Origin of the sequence: Mucilaginibacter endophyticus (genome assembly GCF_003351025.1) — a bacterium.
Taxonomy (GTDB): domain Bacteria; phylum Bacteroidota; class Bacteroidia; order Sphingobacteriales; family Sphingobacteriaceae; genus Mucilaginibacter; species Mucilaginibacter endophyticus.
On the sequence record NZ_QPCG01000003.1, the window covers coordinates 361,373 to 380,101 of the forward strand.

At 45.9% G+C, this 18,729-nt stretch carries 9 protein-coding genes; all 9 read right to left on the reverse strand.

The genetic code is table 11. The annotated features are described in order from the left end of the window. Nucleotides 1-3 precede the first annotated feature (3 nt). Entirely contained in the window at nucleotides 4-2,790 is a 2,787-nt protein-coding gene (locus DUL71_RS14780; protein WP_114938838.1) for a glycoside hydrolase family 2 protein, read from the reverse strand. 8 nt (nucleotides 2,791-2,798) lie between these two features. Continuing rightward, complete coding sequence (locus DUL71_RS14785; protein WP_244228762.1) at nucleotides 2,799-4,256, reverse strand: sialate O-acetylesterase; 1,458 nt, start codon at nucleotides 4,254-4,256, stop codon at nucleotides 2,799-2,801. Beyond that, complete coding sequence (locus tag DUL71_RS14790; RefSeq protein ID WP_114938839.1) at nucleotides 4,256-6,091, reverse strand: sialidase/neuraminidase family protein; 1,836 nt, start codon at nucleotides 6,089-6,091, stop codon at nucleotides 4,256-4,258. The genes DUL71_RS14785 and DUL71_RS14790 overlap by 1 nt, the downstream gene beginning before the upstream one ends. Continuing rightward, nucleotides 6,084-7,034 carry a glycoside hydrolase family 43 protein gene (locus DUL71_RS14795; protein WP_244228763.1) on the reverse strand — a complete coding sequence of 317 codons (951 nt, stop codon included), beginning with the start codon at nucleotides 7,032-7,034 and terminating at the stop codon, nucleotides 6,084-6,086. The genes DUL71_RS14790 and DUL71_RS14795 overlap by 8 nt, the downstream gene beginning before the upstream one ends. A gap of 1 nt (nucleotide 7,035) precedes the next feature. Next, on the reverse strand, nucleotides 7,036-8,418 hold the full coding sequence (locus tag DUL71_RS14800; protein ID WP_114938840.1) for a glycoside hydrolase family 140 protein: 1,383 nt from the start codon (nucleotides 8,416-8,418) through the stop codon (nucleotides 7,036-7,038). Nucleotides 8,419-8,589: 171 nt separating this feature from the next. Beyond that, entirely contained in the window at nucleotides 8,590-11,691 is a 3,102-nt protein-coding gene (locus tag DUL71_RS14805) for a DUF6298 domain-containing protein (protein WP_114938841.1), read from the reverse strand. A 262-nt stretch (nucleotides 11,692-11,953) separates the two neighbouring features. Beyond that, nucleotides 11,954-13,615, reverse strand: a complete 1,662-nt coding sequence (locus DUL71_RS14810) for a pectate lyase family protein (protein ID WP_114938842.1) — start codon at nucleotides 13,613-13,615, stop codon at nucleotides 11,954-11,956. 64 nt (nucleotides 13,616-13,679) lie between these two features. Then, on the reverse strand, nucleotides 13,680-15,488 hold the full coding sequence (locus DUL71_RS14815) for a RagB/SusD family nutrient uptake outer membrane protein (RefSeq protein ID WP_114938843.1): 1,809 nt from the start codon (nucleotides 15,486-15,488) through the stop codon (nucleotides 13,680-13,682). Between the two features lie 12 nt (nucleotides 15,489-15,500). Next, nucleotides 15,501-18,686 (reverse strand): SusC/RagA family TonB-linked outer membrane protein, encoded by a 3,186-nt coding sequence (locus DUL71_RS14820; protein WP_114938844.1) that lies wholly within the window; start codon nucleotides 18,684-18,686, stop codon nucleotides 15,501-15,503. Nucleotides 18,687-18,729: the final 43 nt, after the last annotated feature.

The window sequence follows — 18,729 nt, forward strand, 5'->3', positions numbered from 1 at the left end:
CGTTTATTTCCCCGAAAAGTCGAAATACAGGTTCAGCGAAAGCGCGTCTTCTATATTCCTGTCGTAATTAAAATATTGGTTCTTTTGTCCGCCCGGGCCTAGCTTTTCAGGCTTTTGCGATTTGGTGCCTATTGGCGTGATACCATGCATAAACGAGATATCACCCGATGGAAAAGCCGGAGCTGTATTGTAAACCTTTGCAGGGTTTGCCGGCGTGAACAGACGCATAAAAACATCGCGACTATTGCATACAATAGTTACAGGTTGCCCCGTGGTTTCCAGTTTCATCCAGTACAGGTTGGAGTAATAGCCTTTAAACTCAGGATAAACAACCTTGCCCTGCCCTGTTATGGTATTGTTGTAGGTTTTATCCCATACGCCCAGCGAAGTACCCTTCATGCGGTTTTTCCATACGCGGTAAGGGCCATCGCCCATGTAAGTAATGCATTTGATCTCTTTTTCGGGGAAGGAGAAATTAACACCCATTAGCGTAGCATCCTCGCCAATTGGCCAGTATTTAAGATCAAGCTGCACCCAGCCCGATGGGTAGATAATCCATTTCAGTAATGGCTCTGATTTTTTAGGCGGGAATACCGCTTCAACTACCAGGTTGTCTGCTTCGTAATGATAGCTGAGTTTTTCAAAACCTGTTTGATCCTGTCCTTCAACCAAAACAGGGCCGTTGTTAAAAGGAATATCACCTTTAGCATTTTTTACACTAACCAATATGCCCGAATTACGGTTAAACGCCAGTTCGATCCCGTTGCCGGTTTTTACTTTATACAGCGAGTCCGTTTCGGTAATTACAGCTTTACTTCCACCTGTTTTGGTAATGATGCGGTTAGTGATTTGATCATGGTTGCTTACCGGGAAACTCCAGGTAAACAGCTCGTGCTTGTTTATATCAAAAGCCGATATATACAGCACATTATAATTTTGCCATTCTTTAGGTAATTGCAACTGCAAATTTCCATACTGACCGGGCGCAACATCTGGCGATGCGATAGTACCGGTTTTGCTTGTTGATCCGGAACCGTTAAGCGTTGCCAGCTTATAGCTGAATTTGCATTGCTTGAGGTTGGTATAGGCGTACCTATTCTCTAAACGAAGCATACCGTTAAACGCGGGAGTTATTTCGCGGGGCTCGAGGTAAACAGGGCTCCAGATTTCCTTAATAGCGTAATAGCTACCTTCTTTTTCGTGGTAAGGGCCTACTATACCGTCGGGACCATGATCTCCGTCGCTATCTAACTCGCCGTTTTTATCTGTACGGACTACGGCTTCATCGGCAAAATCCCAGATAAAACCGCCGGCCGAAATTGGGGTATGCCACATCTGTTTCCAGAAATCATCCAGTCCGGCACCGCCGCCGCCATCATATAGGCCGTGTAAAAACTCGGTCGGGAAAAATACGTCATGCCCGTTTATGCCCGTATTGGTACCGTAGTCATAGTTGATATAATGCTGCGTATTTGTTCCGTGAAAAATCCCCCAGGGATGGATGAGCGGGCGTTTTTGAATATCCAGTTCATCAAACCAATGATCGAGGCTAAAGTTAAATCCACCTTCGTTGCCGTTATCCCATATCACGATGGAGGGATGATTAATATCTTTCTCGATTAGTTCTTTGGTCAATTTCGATCCTACCACATCATCATAGGCATGGTGCCAGCCGGTGAGCTCATCCAATACAAAAAGGCCTAATGAATCGCACACGTCCAGAAAATGATCATCGGGCGGGTAATGCGACATACGCACCGCGTTCATGTTCATATCTTTCATGAGCTGAACATCTTCGATACTTACTTTTTTACTTAAGGCCCTGCCTGTAGTTGGCCAGAACGAATGGCGGTTTACCCCTTTAAATTTGATCTTGACATTATTTACATAAATGCCATCATGTTCCCTCAACTCAACCGTACGGAAGCCGATACGTTGTTTTACGGCGTGAACAGGCTTGCCATTTTCATTCAGCGTAAACACCACATTATACAGGTTAGGAAACTCCGGCGACCATATTTGGGGGGAAGCAACATGCGTACTGATATTGACAACGGTATCACCCGCGTTAACTTTTACAGAAAAAGGAGCGCCAAACTTCTGCCCTGCTAACGTATACACCTGCCCGGTTACCGTGCCGATTTTTACAGATGCCAGTTTCAGCTGTGCTTTTAAATTACCATTGGCTTTTGCATCAACGGCATAATAGCTGATGTGTGATTTAGGTGCCGCCTCCAAAAATACCGGTCTGAAAATTCCGCCGAAGATCCAGAAATCACCTTTGCGTTCGGCGGCGTTTACTGATGCATTGGCAGAGTGCTTGGATACTGTTACCTCCAGCAGATTTGATTTTCCGTAATTGAGCAAAGCGCTTACCTCGTATTTAAAGCGATAAAATGATCCCTGGTGAATCGCCCCTGCCGATTTGCCGTTCAGCTTCACTTCGGTATCGGTCATGGAGCCATCAAAAACAATATTGATAGTCTTACCCTGCCATGATGCAGGCACACTAAACTCGTATTTATATAACCCTTGCTCCCTGCCCTTTAAACTATCTTTTGCAAGCCCATAATTGTACTTACCAAAACCCTGAAACTCCCAGTTTGATGGCACCGGAATGGTTGTCCATTTGCCAGAATTGTTGCCCGCGGTACAGTAAAACTGCCAGTTTACGGTATGGTCGCTCCCAGTGCCGGACAGGAATACCTTTTGTGTTTCCTGGGCAAGGCTTACCGACCAGTTGATAACAAACAGTAAGGCAATCCATATTTTAAAGCAGGCAGATCTCATTAGTATATTCAGTTAGCAGTTAAAGTAAATTTCAGCGGGTTATCTGTGCGGAATGGCGCAGCAGGCAAACCATCTTTGTTATAAAAATTGGGCTGTGCGGTTTCTGACCAGGCAAAGCGCACGACTACAGGTTTGGCAACCGATGCGGCCGATACTTCAACCGTATTTCCTTTTATAGTGGCTGTGGCCGCGACAAAATTCCCGTCAGCACCGGCAATGGTGAAATCAGTAAGAGGTTTACCATCGTGGCTTACCAAGCCAGCGCCCACATGATCAAACTCAAGGATGATCTTATCGCCGCTTATCTTCATGCTTTTATATACCGGGCCCGAAAAAATCACCCGTTGCTTGTAGGTATTGGCCAGGGCCTGCAGTTCAAGCCTCCTGCCTATTTCCCATTTAAATGGCGGGTGAATATTTTTAAGATCATCGTTTAAATCGGTAGTGATGATCATGCCTGTATGCGGAACCTGCAGCGCAGCGGTTTGTGCCTCACGAAATTCGGGCTCGGTAAATGGCGTATAGGTTACGGGGCCTTTTCCCTGGGTATAGTAATACGGTGCTATCTGTACATAGTAAAACGGCAATGTTTTATCGCCCCAGAGCTTGCGCCAGTTATTGATCAGCGCCTCCATCTTGTAGGTGTAGCTGATGGTTTCACCTAAAAAGCAGGCGCTTTCGCCCTGGTACCATAAAAAACCTTTAAGCGCAAAGGGCGCGACAGGTTCAATCATTTTGGCATAAAACTTACCCGGATCGCCATCAATTTTAATATTGTTGGCCTTGAAATAAGGAATAGCATCAAAACCTTCCTGCGATACCCAGGGCTCGATCCTACTACCGCTTACCGCCGATGAAATAATACCTACCGGTACATTCAGATCATGCTGTAAGTTTTTGGCGAAGAAATACCCCGCCGCCGAAAATGCCCGCAAAGCCGAATCTTCGGCTACGCTCCATCCAGAATGGGTTGAATCGGGCTTTAACAAATTTTTCTGGGTAACCAGGAAAATCCTGATCTGCGGGTTATGCGCGTGGTCCAGTTCGTCAACCGGTGAGTTTGCGGTGCTGGTATCCGGCTTTTTCACCTTGCTGTTCTTGCGCATTTCGTACTGCATGTTTGATTGGCCGGAGCAAAGCCACACCTCACCCACCAGTATATTTTGCAGTTGAATGATATTTGTACCAGATATGGTCAGTGTTGCGGGTTTAGCAGATGCCGGCATCGCGTCAAGCTTTACCATCCATTTGCCCGCTGCATCAGCTGGAGTTGTTTTGGTTTGCTTATTGAACTTTACCGTTACCTTTTCGCCGGGCGACGCGGTGCCCCAAACAGGTACAGGTGCATTGCGCTGCAATACCATATTGTTGCCCAATACTTTGGGCAAAACTACCTCCGCCCCGGCAACCCCGGAACTTAGCAGGCAGACCGTTAACCAACAATATTTTATCAGGCGCGGCATCATTAGTAATTACTTGTTTTAAATGATTTGATGTAGAAAACAGCTTGCTTCGCTGCTTCACCGGCGTTTGGCCGGTCGAAATCCTGATCGGTAGGTGTATCGGCATCCGGAAACCTACGGATATCCCCGGTACGGAAAACTACCCGGTTTACACTTAGCACCGGCGCGAAAAACAGGCCGGTAAGCACATCCTTGCCGTTTACATTCACCGTGTAAAAGCGGGTATCCGTATTGAGCCTGATGACTACGTGATATTGCGTACCGGCTTCATATTTCATGAAGTTTTTGTTGCGGTACCCGGCCTTGGTCCTGAACTGTCCCGCCGAATCAAGCGTAAGCCTGATAGCCGCTGTACCTTTTTCATCCTGAAATTCTATATCCAGCATACCTATATTGTTTTGCCCTGCAGTGATGGTGAAATCGGTCATTAATTTTTTAGAAACAGGCACAACACGTTCTGCTTTGGCAAAATCAAATGGGTCGCTGTCTTTTAGGGTTAACGCGCGTTTACCATCAGGCGACTTGTCGATACTTGCTGGCGCCCACTGTGGGCTGTATGTGTTCCATTTCTCCAACTCCTTACCGGCAGGCAATTCGTTAAAAACCTCGTTGGCGTGCGTATCCGCTTTTTCGGTGACCGGCACCGGGATGGATGATACCCAAATATCCTCCTTGTTCATGCTGTAGGTCACCCAAAGCTTACCATCCGGCGGCGTTCCGTTTCCTTCTTCAATGCCACGTGTATATTGTGGCCCGTATGATTTATAAGCACCGCCATAACGCATGGTAGTTATCTCGCCGTTAACCAGTAGTAGATTAGTATAATCTAATCCATCCTTACTAACGGACAAAGCCAGCGGCCAGCGGAACTCCGAGGGATTGTAAACCGTAGCGTATTTGCCGTCGGATGTGCGTTGTCCCCAGATTTTGGCATTGGCAGTTACAAAACGTGGCGCACGGGCAGCATTAGCAGGCCATGTTTTGCCGTTATCTGTGCTGATGGCGGTAAGCGCGTATTTCCATAGACCGACAACGCGGCCATCGGGCAGGTGGTAGAAGTTAAATGCCTTATAATCCTTATGCAGCGGAATCAAGGGGTCTTTCCTGTCGGTTTCCTCAACCCATTGCATCATCATTAACGGGTTGGCCATCAACTCGTCACAGGCCTGTACAAAACCTTTGTCCTTACTGGTTTTGTAAAAAGGATATGAGGTATTCTTTTCGTTCCATTTAGGGTTGTAGTGAATAAAATATATCGGCCCAAATTTGCCGTTAGGTAAAACCTCACGCACCACACGGCCAATACCTAAACCATCGTTAGGGTCATCATGACCATCTAAACAAATGCCATAAAAACCCAGTACCAGCAAGCGTTTTGACTTAGAAGTGTAAAAGCCCATACGCTGGTGCATTACCGAATACAGGTCTTTAGCCACGCCGGGATGCCCTTCTTTGGTGGTACCATCAGGTATTTTATATTGAGGAAAAACCACCGTAGGTTTCGACCAGGTTTCGCCATCTTTTGAGGTCATGAGCAGGGTTTGGCCCGGAGGCACGCTTTCGCCTACCTTGTCGCTCAGGTACTCTACATAAAAAGTACTGTTCCAGTAGGCCAGCATGGGCGCATGGTTATAGGTAAAACCAAAACCATCGGCCAGCTCCGGGTGTTCGCGGTTGGCCCTGAAGATCTGCTTACTGTGCACACCTATCACCGGGGTTAACTGCCCGTGATGATAATCAACATTGGCAACCGTATTGCCACTATAATGCACGGTATCCTGTGCATGGGCTATCCGGGCCATCGATATAAAAAACAATATGCTGATGAACTTATTCATGTTTAGCTGCTTTGGTTTGCCCGGCGGCTTGTAAAAGCTGCGCAAGCTGTTTTTTGGTAACTTTAAAAATGGTACCGTGCTTGTGTCCTGCCGGTACGCTTACGCTGTCGGCCAGGTCGGTAAAAGTTTTAAAGTCGGTTGTGCGCATAGCGCCATATCTTTTTAACCGGTACGAATCGTAATAGATCAGCCAGTTATCGCCTGCTTTGGTCATGCTCGGGCCTTCGCTGTAGGGCTCGGTAAACCTTGGCGTGTAATTGCTATATGGCCCCAGGGGATTATTGCCGAATGCCACCAGGATATTGCGATTAGGCCTTGTATTATCCTTCATCACCAGCGCGTAATCGTTTTTTGCCCGCTTTACAATCTCGGCATCAATCACACTAAAACCCGGATCAAGGAAAAGCTTTGAGGGACTGAAGGTTTTAAAATCTTTGGTTGTGGTATAGTAAAGTCGGTGATTGTTATTTTCATCCTCCTGCCCTTTCGGAAAACGGAACGGTACAGTTGAAGCCCATACGATAATAAAATACTTATTCTCCTCATCATAAAACAACTCCGGAGCCCAGGCATTCACTGCGGTAGGCTCGTTGGCCATTACCTCAATATGCTCTTCTGCCGACCAATGGATCAGGTCTTTTGAACTGGCATAACCAATACCTTTGTCGTTTTTCCAACCGGTTGTCCATACCAGGTGATAAACCCCATCGGGGCCCTGAGCTATGGATGGGTCGCGCATGATTTTGGCATCGCCAACTTCCGGTTTAATGAAAATATGATCGATGGCGTTCCAGTGGTAAGCATCATTACTGTATAAAAAACGTAAACCTTCATTAGCAGGCTCATGAAACGACGTAAACAGGTACACGCTTTTACTGGCCTTGCATGAAAACATCAACGCAATGGCCAACAATAAGGTGATATGTTTAATAATCCTTTTCACTTTATATCGCGTCTATGATAAGCACCCAGTCGTTTCCGTTTGATACTTTACCGGGCGGCTTAAATTTGATTGTTTTAGCTTTCGCGAAAGTGCCAATAGCCGTAGTTTGCCCGTTGCGCGGGTTAAACCATGATGCTTTTAATTTTGCCCCCTCCAGTTTATCGGTATTGATATTGATCTCACGACCGGTGTAGGTATACACAAAAGCATAATTTTTACCACGGGTGGCGATCAGCCTGTTATATTTTTCGCCATTGTTACCCGCTATTATTGATTGATCGGGCACACGATCAAAATACGGGTGCGACAGCATCAGTTTTTTCAGGTAAACCATCTGCTTAGCTCCCGGATCATTAACCGAATTATACCAGTAGCCTTTTGAACCATACGCAGTGCCTTTATCGGTTGGCTTGTGCATTTGCATCACATCATTATCGCCATAAGTATATCCGCAAGCTCCTGCAAAAACCGACCAGTAGCCATAACGCCTTACATCGGCAGCAATCCATCGGGGTAGCTTAATATCATGTAATCCGTAAGGAATTTTTTCGTAGGATGGTTCGGCATCAAGCGTTGGTTTTGCAGGCGATAGATTGTAATCCGTTTGCACATAGCGCCAATTGTCTTCGCCATATTTTAAATCTTTTTTGGAGGTGTCCTGCGCATAGGTGCGATGGCCGGATTGGAAGCAATTGAAATCTAACCAATTCTCGTTATGAAACCATTTTGATGATTGCGTGCGGCCTCGCGGGTGATAGGTTACCAGGTGCGTTCTATCCAGATCATGCAGCGTATTACCTATCGCATTCCAGGTTTTTAATGAATCGGAACCGGCAATATCGCCACCATTCATCCAGATCACATTCGGCCGGTCACGATATCTTTTGGCCAAAAATTCGGCATAGATCTTTGCTTTATCAGCACCAATATGGCCTTCCTTCACAACCGATCCCCAAACAGGAACCAAGGCAACGTATAATCCTTTTTCTGCAGCTTTGGTGATGATCCAGTCGATATGATCCCAGTAATCATACTCGTTTCCTTTACCAAAGTTATTGCCGGGAGTTGTTTTTGGTTGAGCAATGTTTTTATTACTTAGCGCAGAATCCCCGTAGGCATTGGTTTCTTTAATGCTGTGCAATACCATCACCTGTATCACGTTAAAGCCCTGTTTTGAGCGAGTATCAAGATACTGTTCTGCTTCTTCTCTTTTCAGTTTGGAGAATAACAACCAGCCTGTATCACCCAGCCAAAAAAACGGCTTATCCCCGGCCATGAAATAGCGGTGATTGGTGGATATGCTTAAACGCGGCATTTCCTCATTGCTTTTGAAAGCAAAAAGCAAACAGGCGATGGCAATTAGTATGGTAGATTTTTTAAGCATAGTATAGTAACATTTATAAGTTCCCCTCTTGAGAGGGGGCGCGTTGGGTTGAGCATTGGCAGGGGTGTGTTTCGCACGCATTTATTATCGCTTTGTTAAACACACCCCTTCGCCCCTCTCGAGAGGGGAATCGCGCGAGCCCTCCGTTTTTTATTTATATTTTTTAATCATTCAATTCTTGCTTAGCCACAAAATAGCTGCCTCATTACCCTGCGCTTTAATTTCTGTATTCCCGGCACCTTTTATAGTTTCATTACCGGGTAAAAGTTCACCGGTTCCTGGGTCAATCCATTGTGCTTTATAAGTGGTACCAGCCGATAAATCAAGGTGGATAGCATTACCACCATTACTGTAAACGATATACCCTTTTAATGAGGCCAATCCCCATTGATCTTTAGGCGAACCCGGCAATTCTGCAGGTTTCATACTGCTTGCATCGGCCAGGAAAGTTTTATTGGTATTGGCAGGCAGCACAGGCAATGAGCCACCGGCTATGAATACTGCCCAACCGAAACGGTCATAATCATCGGCAGAAAACAATACCGCTTTATCAGGGTATTTGGTGCGATACTCATGAACTGCGCGGTAAACCTGCTCAAATGATGTTGCCTTTGGTTTCAAAATGCGGGCCTGCTGGCGTGGCGCAAGGCTTTGACCACCTTCAGGTTGGTAAGCCGTTCCATTGGCCTGGTAATACCAGTAACGGATATCGATCACGTTGATAACCGAAGCCGTCACCGGGTTGGCAAGAATGGCATCCTGAACATCTTTGGTAGCGCTCAGACCGATGATCTGTTTCTTTTTATGCGTGATTTCCCATTGTTTAATGGTCTCTACCCAAAACTTCATAAAATGCAGCGGACCGGTAAACTCTGCCCCTATTTGTTGGATTACACCGGTATTTCCGGCGAAGTTATCCATGCATTTGTTGATGTAAGCGATATGAAGCTTACGCCGCGAAGGATCGTTTTCATCATAAAACTGCTCGGCCATAAACTGGCGCTTGTCACCTGCATAAGGTACGGGTTCGGGAAAACCACTGCCATTGATGTTATTGGCCGTACGCCAAGGAAAATCAGTATAGTGCGCCCCTGCCTCAATGATATTATGCTGAAAGTAGTTTTGATGAACCAGTACCAAACCTTTCTGATCGGCCAAATCGGCAAATTGTTTAAGGCGGTTCCAGTACCAGGTATTGTATTTAGTAAGGTCGTATTTGCTTAAGCCATCGTAGGCCAGTTCTTTACCGCTGCGGGCAAAAGGCAACTCATAAAATGGTGCCCAAACATCGCCATCCATCCGGCGGATGCGCTCGTGATCATCACGACGGCGATCATACCATAAACCGTAATTATGCTCAAAAACCACGATATTATCTTTCTTCATCCAATCGGTAACTGAGTTCAAATCGTCCGTTAAACCGGTTCCGGTTTGGCCAGGTACCCAACGGGTAATAGCTGGTTTGGCTTCCTTTTCGGTATAGTCAGGATGAACCGTGCCGCTCCACCATGGGGTTTCAAAATGCCTGCCTGTTAACACAACATTACCACGGGTTAGCCAACCATTGGTAACAGCGATTTTAGGCGCTAATGCCGCAGTTGCAGCATTTTTATATCCTATTTCATCAATAGTTTTAGCATTTGCAGATGATACGCTGATCAAATTTCTTTTTGGCGATTGATCTATCCAGGTGCTGATAGTTACTGCGGGTTTACGTGCAGCGGCCATTAACTCTGCCGCCTGCTCAACGGTTGGGCTGCTTGATGGCTCGGTGGCCGGGTAAAGGATATCGGCTTGTTTGCTTACATCTTTGTTAAGCCTGTTAGCCAATTGGGTGTAGTAAAAGCTGCGTGGATTTATAGTGCTGTTTGGTGTGCTCCAATAGCCATCGCCTGCAAATTGCGCCCATGTACCAAAAGCCCAGTTTTGAGCAGTTGGCGGCTGATAGCAATCAACACGGGCTGCGGTACAATTCCAGAACAGGCTGTTGGCAGCGCTCCATCCGGCACCTTGTCCGTCCTGTCCGCGGTTCATATAGCTTAGCGGCTGCCCATCAATATTGGCTATATCAAACAATACGCCCGAAGCCCAGCTATCAATACCTCCGCTGAAACCAAACGAACCTACCGACATACATTGCACAAAAGCGTTTGGCCCCGGCGCGCAATACCCGGTAGCAAAATCATGAAATCCCTGCTCAGAATATAAACGCTGAAACAGGTTTTGCCCGCCCATAGTCAGAAAGGTGTTTCGTCGCTGTCCGCCTATTTCTGAAACTGGCGCGAGCGATTTACAATCCTCAACTGTAACGCGGTTTCCGGTAGTACCAACAAATACCGCCGAACCTGCAAAATGTTCAAAGGTTACCTGCCGCACCCAGGCATCACTTACGTTTTCCATAGTGATAGCCATCCAGCGGTGAGCTTCGTCTTTAGTATTAGCGGTGTTGTATGCAGACTGTAGTTTTAAGTTTTCGATACCTACCTGCACTATTCTGCCGGGCCATTGGTAGGCTGATATTAAGCCCCCTCCGTAACTGGTATCTAAAGCTGTTGTTAATGGCGCATCAAGGGTTATTTTATTACCATCTATTGATGTTACTTTACGGTCCCAGTAAATATCACGTTCGCCGGGTTTCCAGGCTAAGGCGGTTAAGTCGCCGCCAAAATGATCGGTTTTGATGGTACTGATCCAGACCTGTGTACTTGGGCGGTGAATTAAAACCGGATCGCCGGTTTTAAGATCCGCGCCATCCGCAATATGCACCGTATTGGCGTTTACCGGTACGTAAGCATCAGTAATTTTAATTTCTTTGGATGTTTTCCGGTCATTTTTACCGCTGACGTGGATAAAAGTTTCCCTATCCGTTCCGGCAGCGAATAGTACGGTACCGTTAGCTCCCATCCCACTTCCACGCAAAACAACGCCTGATGCATTTATTTTAAGGCTACCATTAACCTGGTAAGTGCCTTTGTTGAGCAGAACCGCCCCACGAAATCCGTCTTTATCGGCAGGTAAACCTGCAACATAATCTAACGCAGCCTGGATCCTCAGTGAAGCGTCACCTGCTTTTACAGGTACTACAACTTTTACAGGCACCAAAGGGATGGGCTTTTCAGAAGCCATGTACCCGCAATATGAGTAATCAGGAATACGGTCGCCGTTTGGTGCAACCGCGTAAGTTAGCTTACCGTTTTTATCGGCAGCAACGGGCGGCTGTGGTTTAGGGGCTTTTTTCTTATCCTGTGCAAATAAGGGGGAATGCATAAGCATCCCCCCAGTCATTAAACCAACCCAAATATAAATCCTTGTAAACCTCAATCCCCGCATTATAGCAGTTGTTTAAAATGTATTTTTTTTCATTGCCGTTGGTTTTAACCAACGGTTATAGAAGCTAAAAAATCCAGGCTTCAGCCCAATTATGCATTGGCATTTGGGCTAAAGCCCTTTGTTTCCATTTATTATTCCGTTGGTTAAAACCAACGGCAATGATTTTTATAAACGGCGCAAATGACTTCAAGGCTTTCTAATCTCTTTACTTTAACGAAGCCAATTTCTTTTCGCCTTTAGCAGCTACTGTATTTAAATATACTTCGATATTGGTATAACCACCGCCATTTTTTGCAGGCAGGGCCGAGTCTTTACCATCTTTAGGGTTCAGGCCATGAGCGGTTTCCCAATCATCTGGCAAACCATCATGATCCGAATCTTTGTAAGGCGTGCCTTTATATTCTGGATAACCGCCAACCTGCCATGGCGCAGTGATGATACCCAGCTTGTACGAGTCTTTAGGTAATTTACGCACTTTAAACTGGTAAGCAGTATCGGTTTCCATTTCCTTGTAAGTTATCTTGCCGGTACGTACCTGCTCGGTGATGCGCACATCAACGGGGTCGCGTTTTGGTAGGGTTGCGCCGGCATTTGCCACAACAAATTTGAATGCATCCTGTGCCGATAAAATAGTCATTGAAGGCATCGGGAACGGAATATCCGATTTCATGTAATCTTTATACTCTCCTGCATCAGGTAATTCTTTACCACCGGCACCTTCAACCTGGATACCGCCATTCCAGGCATCCTTGGTTACTTCTGGATAGCCTTCCATGATATTGCCCGAAGCGTAAACCCTGCCGAATACTTTTTCTTTCAACTTGCTCCTGCCTGATTCTGGTTTCAGGATGCGGTGACCTACCGGCTCATCTTTTGGTGTAACCGGACCCGGTTTAAAATAGTTATTGATAACGTTGTAGTTGGTAGTATAATCGCCGCCATCCATTGAACGGTGGTGCCAGTTAAATACCACGTTGTTTACAAAGTTGTAAACACCATTCCAACCCACAGATGGGTTACGACCAGTATTATCGGCCCAAAGGTTACGCATCAATGAGCTGTTTTCGCCACCGGTTGTTGAGCCGAAAGCGTGGTTCCAGTAATCCAGTGATTCTGAATAGATACAGTTTTGGATGGTGATATTCACGGTACCCAATTTCTCTTCTTTTGAGCCGTCACCAGGGTCAAACATGTGACGATACATCGAGAAGTTTTCGTCAAGTCCCCAGCTTGCAGATACGTGATCGGCAATGATATTACCAACCGGGTTGCCACCCAAAGCATCATCCCTGCGGCCAACATTAGTTTCGCCGCGACGGAAACGCATATAGCGGATAACCACATCATGTGTATTTACCCAGAATGATTCGCCTGCAATACAAACACCGTCGCCCGGGGCCGTTTGTCCTTCAATGGTGATATATGGCGCCCTCACAATAATTGGCGTTTTGATGCGGATGATACCGGCAACGTTAAATACCACGATGCGGGCACCTCCTTTTTCGCAGGCTTCGCGCAGGGTACCAGGGCCATTATCTTCCAGGCTTGTAACTACATATACCTTACCACCGCGACCACCAAAAGTGAATTTACCTCCACCTTCGGCACCCGGGAAAGCCGGGATCTTAGCCTGAGGTAAATCAGTTGGACGCGCCGCCCATGGTACATATACCTTGCCTTTTCTTTGATCGGCTTTTATAATGGGCAGTGCAACCGCCCATGCTGAATCTGAACGACGGGTAGCCTCTTTCATCAAAGCTTCACTCTCTGCTTTAACCTTCTCCGGCACTTCAGGGTACTGGGCAAAAGCCGGTTTAGCTAAACCCAATGCCGCTGCTACTAAAAATAAAGCTGTGTGTTTTTTCATATTTATATCGATAATATTCTTTTTGCTGAGTGATTAGCAGGCACCCATCGTTCTGTTAATTTTATTATTGAAGCGGATCAAATGGCCCACCCCAGGTGTTGTTTTGTTGTAAATTGATATTGTTTAACAATGCTGCCGAAGGGATCCCGAAAAAGTAATCACCTGCCTGAACCGCGATGTTGTATGAATCTAAAGCTTTGGTTTTAACCGTGAACGATGTGCTGTACAGGGCATCTAAAGATGCAGCTGCCGAAGCATCACGTGTACCGGTGATGTAATCCTTAGCACTCGCGTTATTGTTCAACGTAACCGTCAAACCTGTTCTTTTGGTACCGTTCAAGGTGCTTTCAAGCAATTTACGGCGACGAAGGTCCCAGTAACGTTTACCTTCAAAAGCGAACTCGATCTTGCGCTCGTTCATGATAGCGGTGATCATCTGGTCAGGACTCATGCCCGCGTCTAAGCCATATTGACTATCGGCGCCAGCTTCAATCCCCGCACGTTTCCTGATAGCTATAATATTGGTATAACCGGTAGTTACGTTACCCAACGCGGCAGCACATTCGGCCTGGTTTAGCAGCACTTCGGCATAACGGATCTCCATCCAATCGGTACCCACATATTGCGCGTTAGATACGCTGATGTTGGGATCGATAGCTTTACGCAGGTAAAAACCTGAGCCGGTTGCCGATGTAGGTTCGGTAGTTTTAACACCCGAGCCATCCGCCTTATTGTAGTAAAAGTAAGTCCACAGGCGATATGAGGTATTACCGTTTATAGGCCAGTTACAACCGTTGTAAGCAATGGTTTTGTTAAACCTTGGGTCGCGGTTATCAAAAAACTTTGAATCATCATAAGCATATTTGGTTGACGCGCCAGGGGCTTTACCATCAAGCATCGGGTATGATTTTACAATATCCCAGGTTGGCTGGTTTGAACCACCTTTGGTACCCAAATAAGCCGGACGGGTTGCATTGTCGTACGTATTGTTATTTTGATTTTGATCGGTTGTTGATGTGTTATAGCCTGTAACCAAAACCGCCTCCGGATTGCTGCTGCTTTCGGTAAACCACATGTTATCATATGATGGGTTTAAGCCATAGTTATTGGCATTAAGTATCTGAATGGCCTTATCATTGGCGTCAGCAGCTGTTTGCCAGCGGGCTGCATCATTATTGGCATTAAACTGAGGACTTGCATAAGTTAACAATACCCTGCCTTTGAAAGCCGCGGCTGCAGCCGATGAGATCCTGCCGTAGTCGCTTCCGCTCCATTTGGCGGGCAGGTATTTGATACAGCTGTCTAAGTCGCTTACAATTTGTTTAAAGCATTCCGAAGTTTTGTTACGAGGCAATAAGGCCGCGTTTTTAGCATCCTGACCGATAGCATCTAACGGTTTTAATACCAGCGGAACACCACCGTATAACCTTACCAAATCAAAATACCTGAAAGCCCTCCAGAAATAAGCCTGCGCTTTATACCTGTTTTTGGTTGATGCCGGTAAAGTACTGGCATCAAGGTCCTGAAGGGTTTGGTTGATGTTACGGATACGGCCGTAGTTATTGCTGATGTTTACAGATGTACCGATATCACCAACGGTTTCGGTAGTAACGGTACCTTTTACATATGCGTTATCGCTGTAAAATTCGTCGCATTTATCGCCGCCACCGCCAAGGGCGCCGCCGGTATCGCCAAACCAGCCGGGCTGATTAGCAGTGTAAAGGTAATTTATGTTTAGTATGGCTACTGTTGAGTCATTAAACACCTGACCGGGAGTACTATGGGTAAGATCCTCCTTATCAAGCACCTTTTTACAGTTTGTAAACAGGGCTGATACGATCAAAGCTGCAAATATGGTTTTAAATAATTTCATGTCTTTCAAAGTTTAGAAGCCTAAGTTTAAACCAAAAGATACTGTACGTAAGTTAGGATATGCCCCAAATGGTGATGAAATATCACGGTAATGATCAGGGAAAGGGTTTACAAAGTTGATAGGGTTTGTTGCTACCACGTATGCCCTTATGCTTGACATGCCAAGCCTTTTGGTTAAACCGGCAGGCAGGGTATAGCTTAAGTTAGCGCTGGAAATATTCCAGGTGAACGGACTAACAAACCAGAAATCACTTGTAGCACTCACATCATCTGAATAGTATGGATCCGGATATCTTGCGTTTGTGTTAGTCGGGGTCCAGTGATCGGCCCAGAATACCGGCCTGTTTTGGTTGGCCGTACCCTGTTTAATGGCCGCGCTCTCAATTGATTGCGTACCGCCCCAGCTCATTCCCATTACCACATTAAGGCTTAGTGTTTTATATGAACCACCTAAGTTTAAACCAAGATTATAGTGGTTGTTGGCTTTATGACCTAAATAAAACTGATCGTTAATATCATTCTGCTTGATGATACCATCGCCGTTTTTATCAACATAGTTGATCATACCGGGGGTCGGAGTGAAACCGAAGATCTTTACGTTTTGCGCGCCACCGGCAGCGGCAGCCCTTTCAGCAATGATCGCGTCGGCATCGGCCTGTGTACGGATGATACCTAAGGATTTGTAACCCAATGTACCTGGGTCGCCAGATTTGCCCGTCAGATCCTGGATGGTTCCAACTTGCGCGGCAGCGATATCATATTTGATGTATTTATTATCGCTCCATGAAAAGAACGGACTGAAGTTGTAGCTAAAGTTTGATCCTATTTTATCTTTCCAGCTTACCGAGATCTCATAACCAAAAGTATTGATGATACCATAGTTTTCGGCAGATGGCGCAGCACCAATAGTTACCGGAACCGAAGTATTCAATGAAGCTAACATATCATAACGGTGCTCCCAGAAATAATCGGCCGAAACTGATAAACGGTTATTCAGGAAGGCAGCGTCTAAACCGTAGTTGGTTTTCAAGTCGTGGTCCCAGGTTAGGTTAACGTTAGGGATAGCGATGTTTAACAACGCGCCCAGTCCCCTATCGCCATTACCGCCGAAAACAGCACCGCCCTTGTTACCTGTACCAAACTGGTAGTTAACCGCATACAGGAATGAAGGCGTATTATCAGAACCTAACAAACCTACCGAACCTCTGAATTTCAACAGATCAACAAAGCTTACTGATTTAAAGAAGTTCTCCTTCGAGATTACCCAACCCGCCGAAGCCGAAGGGAAATAACCCCACTGGTGGCCCGGTGCAAAGTTGGTGTTAGCATCGGCCCTCATGGCCAGTTCAACCAGGTATTTATCAGCATAAGCATAATTTATCCTGCCTGCAACCGCTTTACGGCCATACTCTTTCACTAAGGTAGCCTGGTTTGACGACTGATCGCCGATGGTGAAGGTCTGATTATCTTTTCCTCCTACAATTACACCGTCGGCCTCCGCTGCAACACCTTCGCTATATGATTCATACTGCTCATACAACGCGAGGGCGGTAATTTCATGCGCGCCAAAACGTTTGTGGTATGTCAGGTTAGCGTTAAACTGGTAATTATCGGCCAACGATGGTGTAAGACGAACCTTATCACCATTTTTGATGGCTTTTACACCTACCACAGTTCCTCCCGGAATATGGTTGTTATCGCCTTCGCCAGAGTACTGGTTGTAATAAAATGTTGAGCCATATTGCTTGTTAAAAGCGTTATTGATGTTACGGTTATAGCTTACATTGGCGGTTAACCCGTTAATGCCCGGAATTTCGTAACTCAAATTGGCTAAACCATTAAATACAGTATTATTGTTACCTGTGTAGTTGTTTGAATTTTGAACAGCAAAAAAGTTAAGGTTATCGTTATTGCTGGTTCCTAAGTATACAGGATGCCCGTCGATAAAATATTTTTGCCATGGTGGTGCCTGGTTAAGCGACAGAAAGTCGTTATCAGGGCTTTCGCTGGTGCTTGCCAGTTTGTACCAGTATATTTTGCTTTTGGCAAGATCCTCACTCAATGATAACGATAGTTTTAAACCTTTGGCCACTTTAGCATCAACACTTGCCCTAAAGCCAAAACGGTTGGTATTTACACCTTTAAAGTTTGAGTTTTGATTTACGTAATTGGCACCCGCAAAATAAGTAACCTTATCATTACCGCCGGTTATACTAAGCGCGTTCCTGGTGGTTACGGCCGGCTTAAACGCCTGCTCAAGGAAATTTTGGTTATTGTTTTTAAAATACTCGAGCTCGTCAGGCGTATAATATTTTAAGTCTTTATTGCTTAAATCGCCGTTGATGTAACCTTCGGGGGTAATGGTGTGGTTATATCGTGTTTGCTCAATATCATTCAGATAAGTAGCCATCTGAACGCCTGACATCATTTTAGGTAACTGAATTGCATCAGCAACACCTACTGATGAACTGAAGCTCACTTTAGGCGCACCTGCCTGACCGCGTTTGGTAGTTACCACGATAACACCATTCGCGCCCAAAATACCGTAGATAGCTGCAGCTGCATCTTTCAATATCGAAATGTTTTCAACCTCACTCTGATCAAGCAGGTTAAAATCGCTTTCGGTACGTTGTACTCCGTCAATAATATAAAGCGGGGTTGTGCTACCACCATTCTTGGCCAGGAAAACCGGGTTACGGATAGTGATGGTACCGCTTTGGCCCGGCCTTGCTATACCACCGGTAACGCTAACCGCCGCGTTGGTTCCGCGCAATGCTGCCGCAAGGTTAGTAGTAGGGATATCCTGAATGGTCTTCATATCAACCGCGGCAACCGCGCCTGTTAAGTGAACCTTTTTCTGGGTACCGTAACCAACTACAACCACCTCTTCGAGGGCGTTTTGTGATGGCAACATTTTAAAGTCGGCATTCATTTCGCCAATCTTCAGTGCTTTTTCCTGGTAGTTGTAGCCCAGAAATTTAACCCCAACAACAATGGCCTGTAGGTTGGTAGCCTTAAGTGAATACTTACCATCGGCATTGGTTAATGTACCTGTGTTGCTGCCTTTTACCTGTACGGCAACCCCTGGCAGCGGAGCACCTTTCTCGTCCGTAACGGTACCCGTTATGTTACGATCCTGGGCTTTTAGCGCGCTGCCTAAGCACAGCAACACCGAAAGTAAGAGGAAAAGTTTTCTCATAAACTTGATAATTTAATTTTCATGATCAGGTTAATTAATTGGT

Excerpts from the sequence above, each read along its gene's own strand:
- DUL71_RS14805 (WP_114938841.1), bottom strand. The coding sequence starts at position 11,691 with ATGCTTATGCATTCCCCCTTATTTGCACAGGATAAGAAAAAAGCCCCT.
- DUL71_RS14790 (WP_114938839.1), bottom strand. The coding sequence starts at position 6,091 with ATGAATAAGTTCATCAGCATATTGTTTTTTATATCGATGGCCCGGATA.
- DUL71_RS14785 (WP_244228762.1), bottom strand. The coding sequence starts at position 4,256 with ATGATGCCGCGCCTGATAAAATATTGTTGGTTAACGGTCTGCCTGCTA.
- DUL71_RS14810 (WP_114938842.1), bottom strand. The coding sequence starts at position 13,615 with ATGAAAAAACACACAGCTTTATTTTTAGTAGCAGCGGCATTGGGTTTA.
- DUL71_RS14815 (WP_114938843.1), bottom strand. The coding sequence starts at position 15,488 with ATGAAATTATTTAAAACCATATTTGCAGCTTTGATCGTATCAGCCCTG.
- DUL71_RS14780 (WP_114938838.1), bottom strand. The coding sequence starts at position 2,790 with ATGAGATCTGCCTGCTTTAAAATATGGATTGCCTTACTGTTTGTTATC.
- DUL71_RS14820 (WP_114938844.1), bottom strand. The coding sequence starts at position 18,686 with ATGAGAAAACTTTTCCTCTTACTTTCGGTGTTGCTGTGCTTAGGCAGC.
- DUL71_RS14800 (WP_114938840.1), bottom strand. The coding sequence starts at position 8,418 with ATGCTTAAAAAATCTACCATACTAATTGCCATCGCCTGTTTGCTTTTT.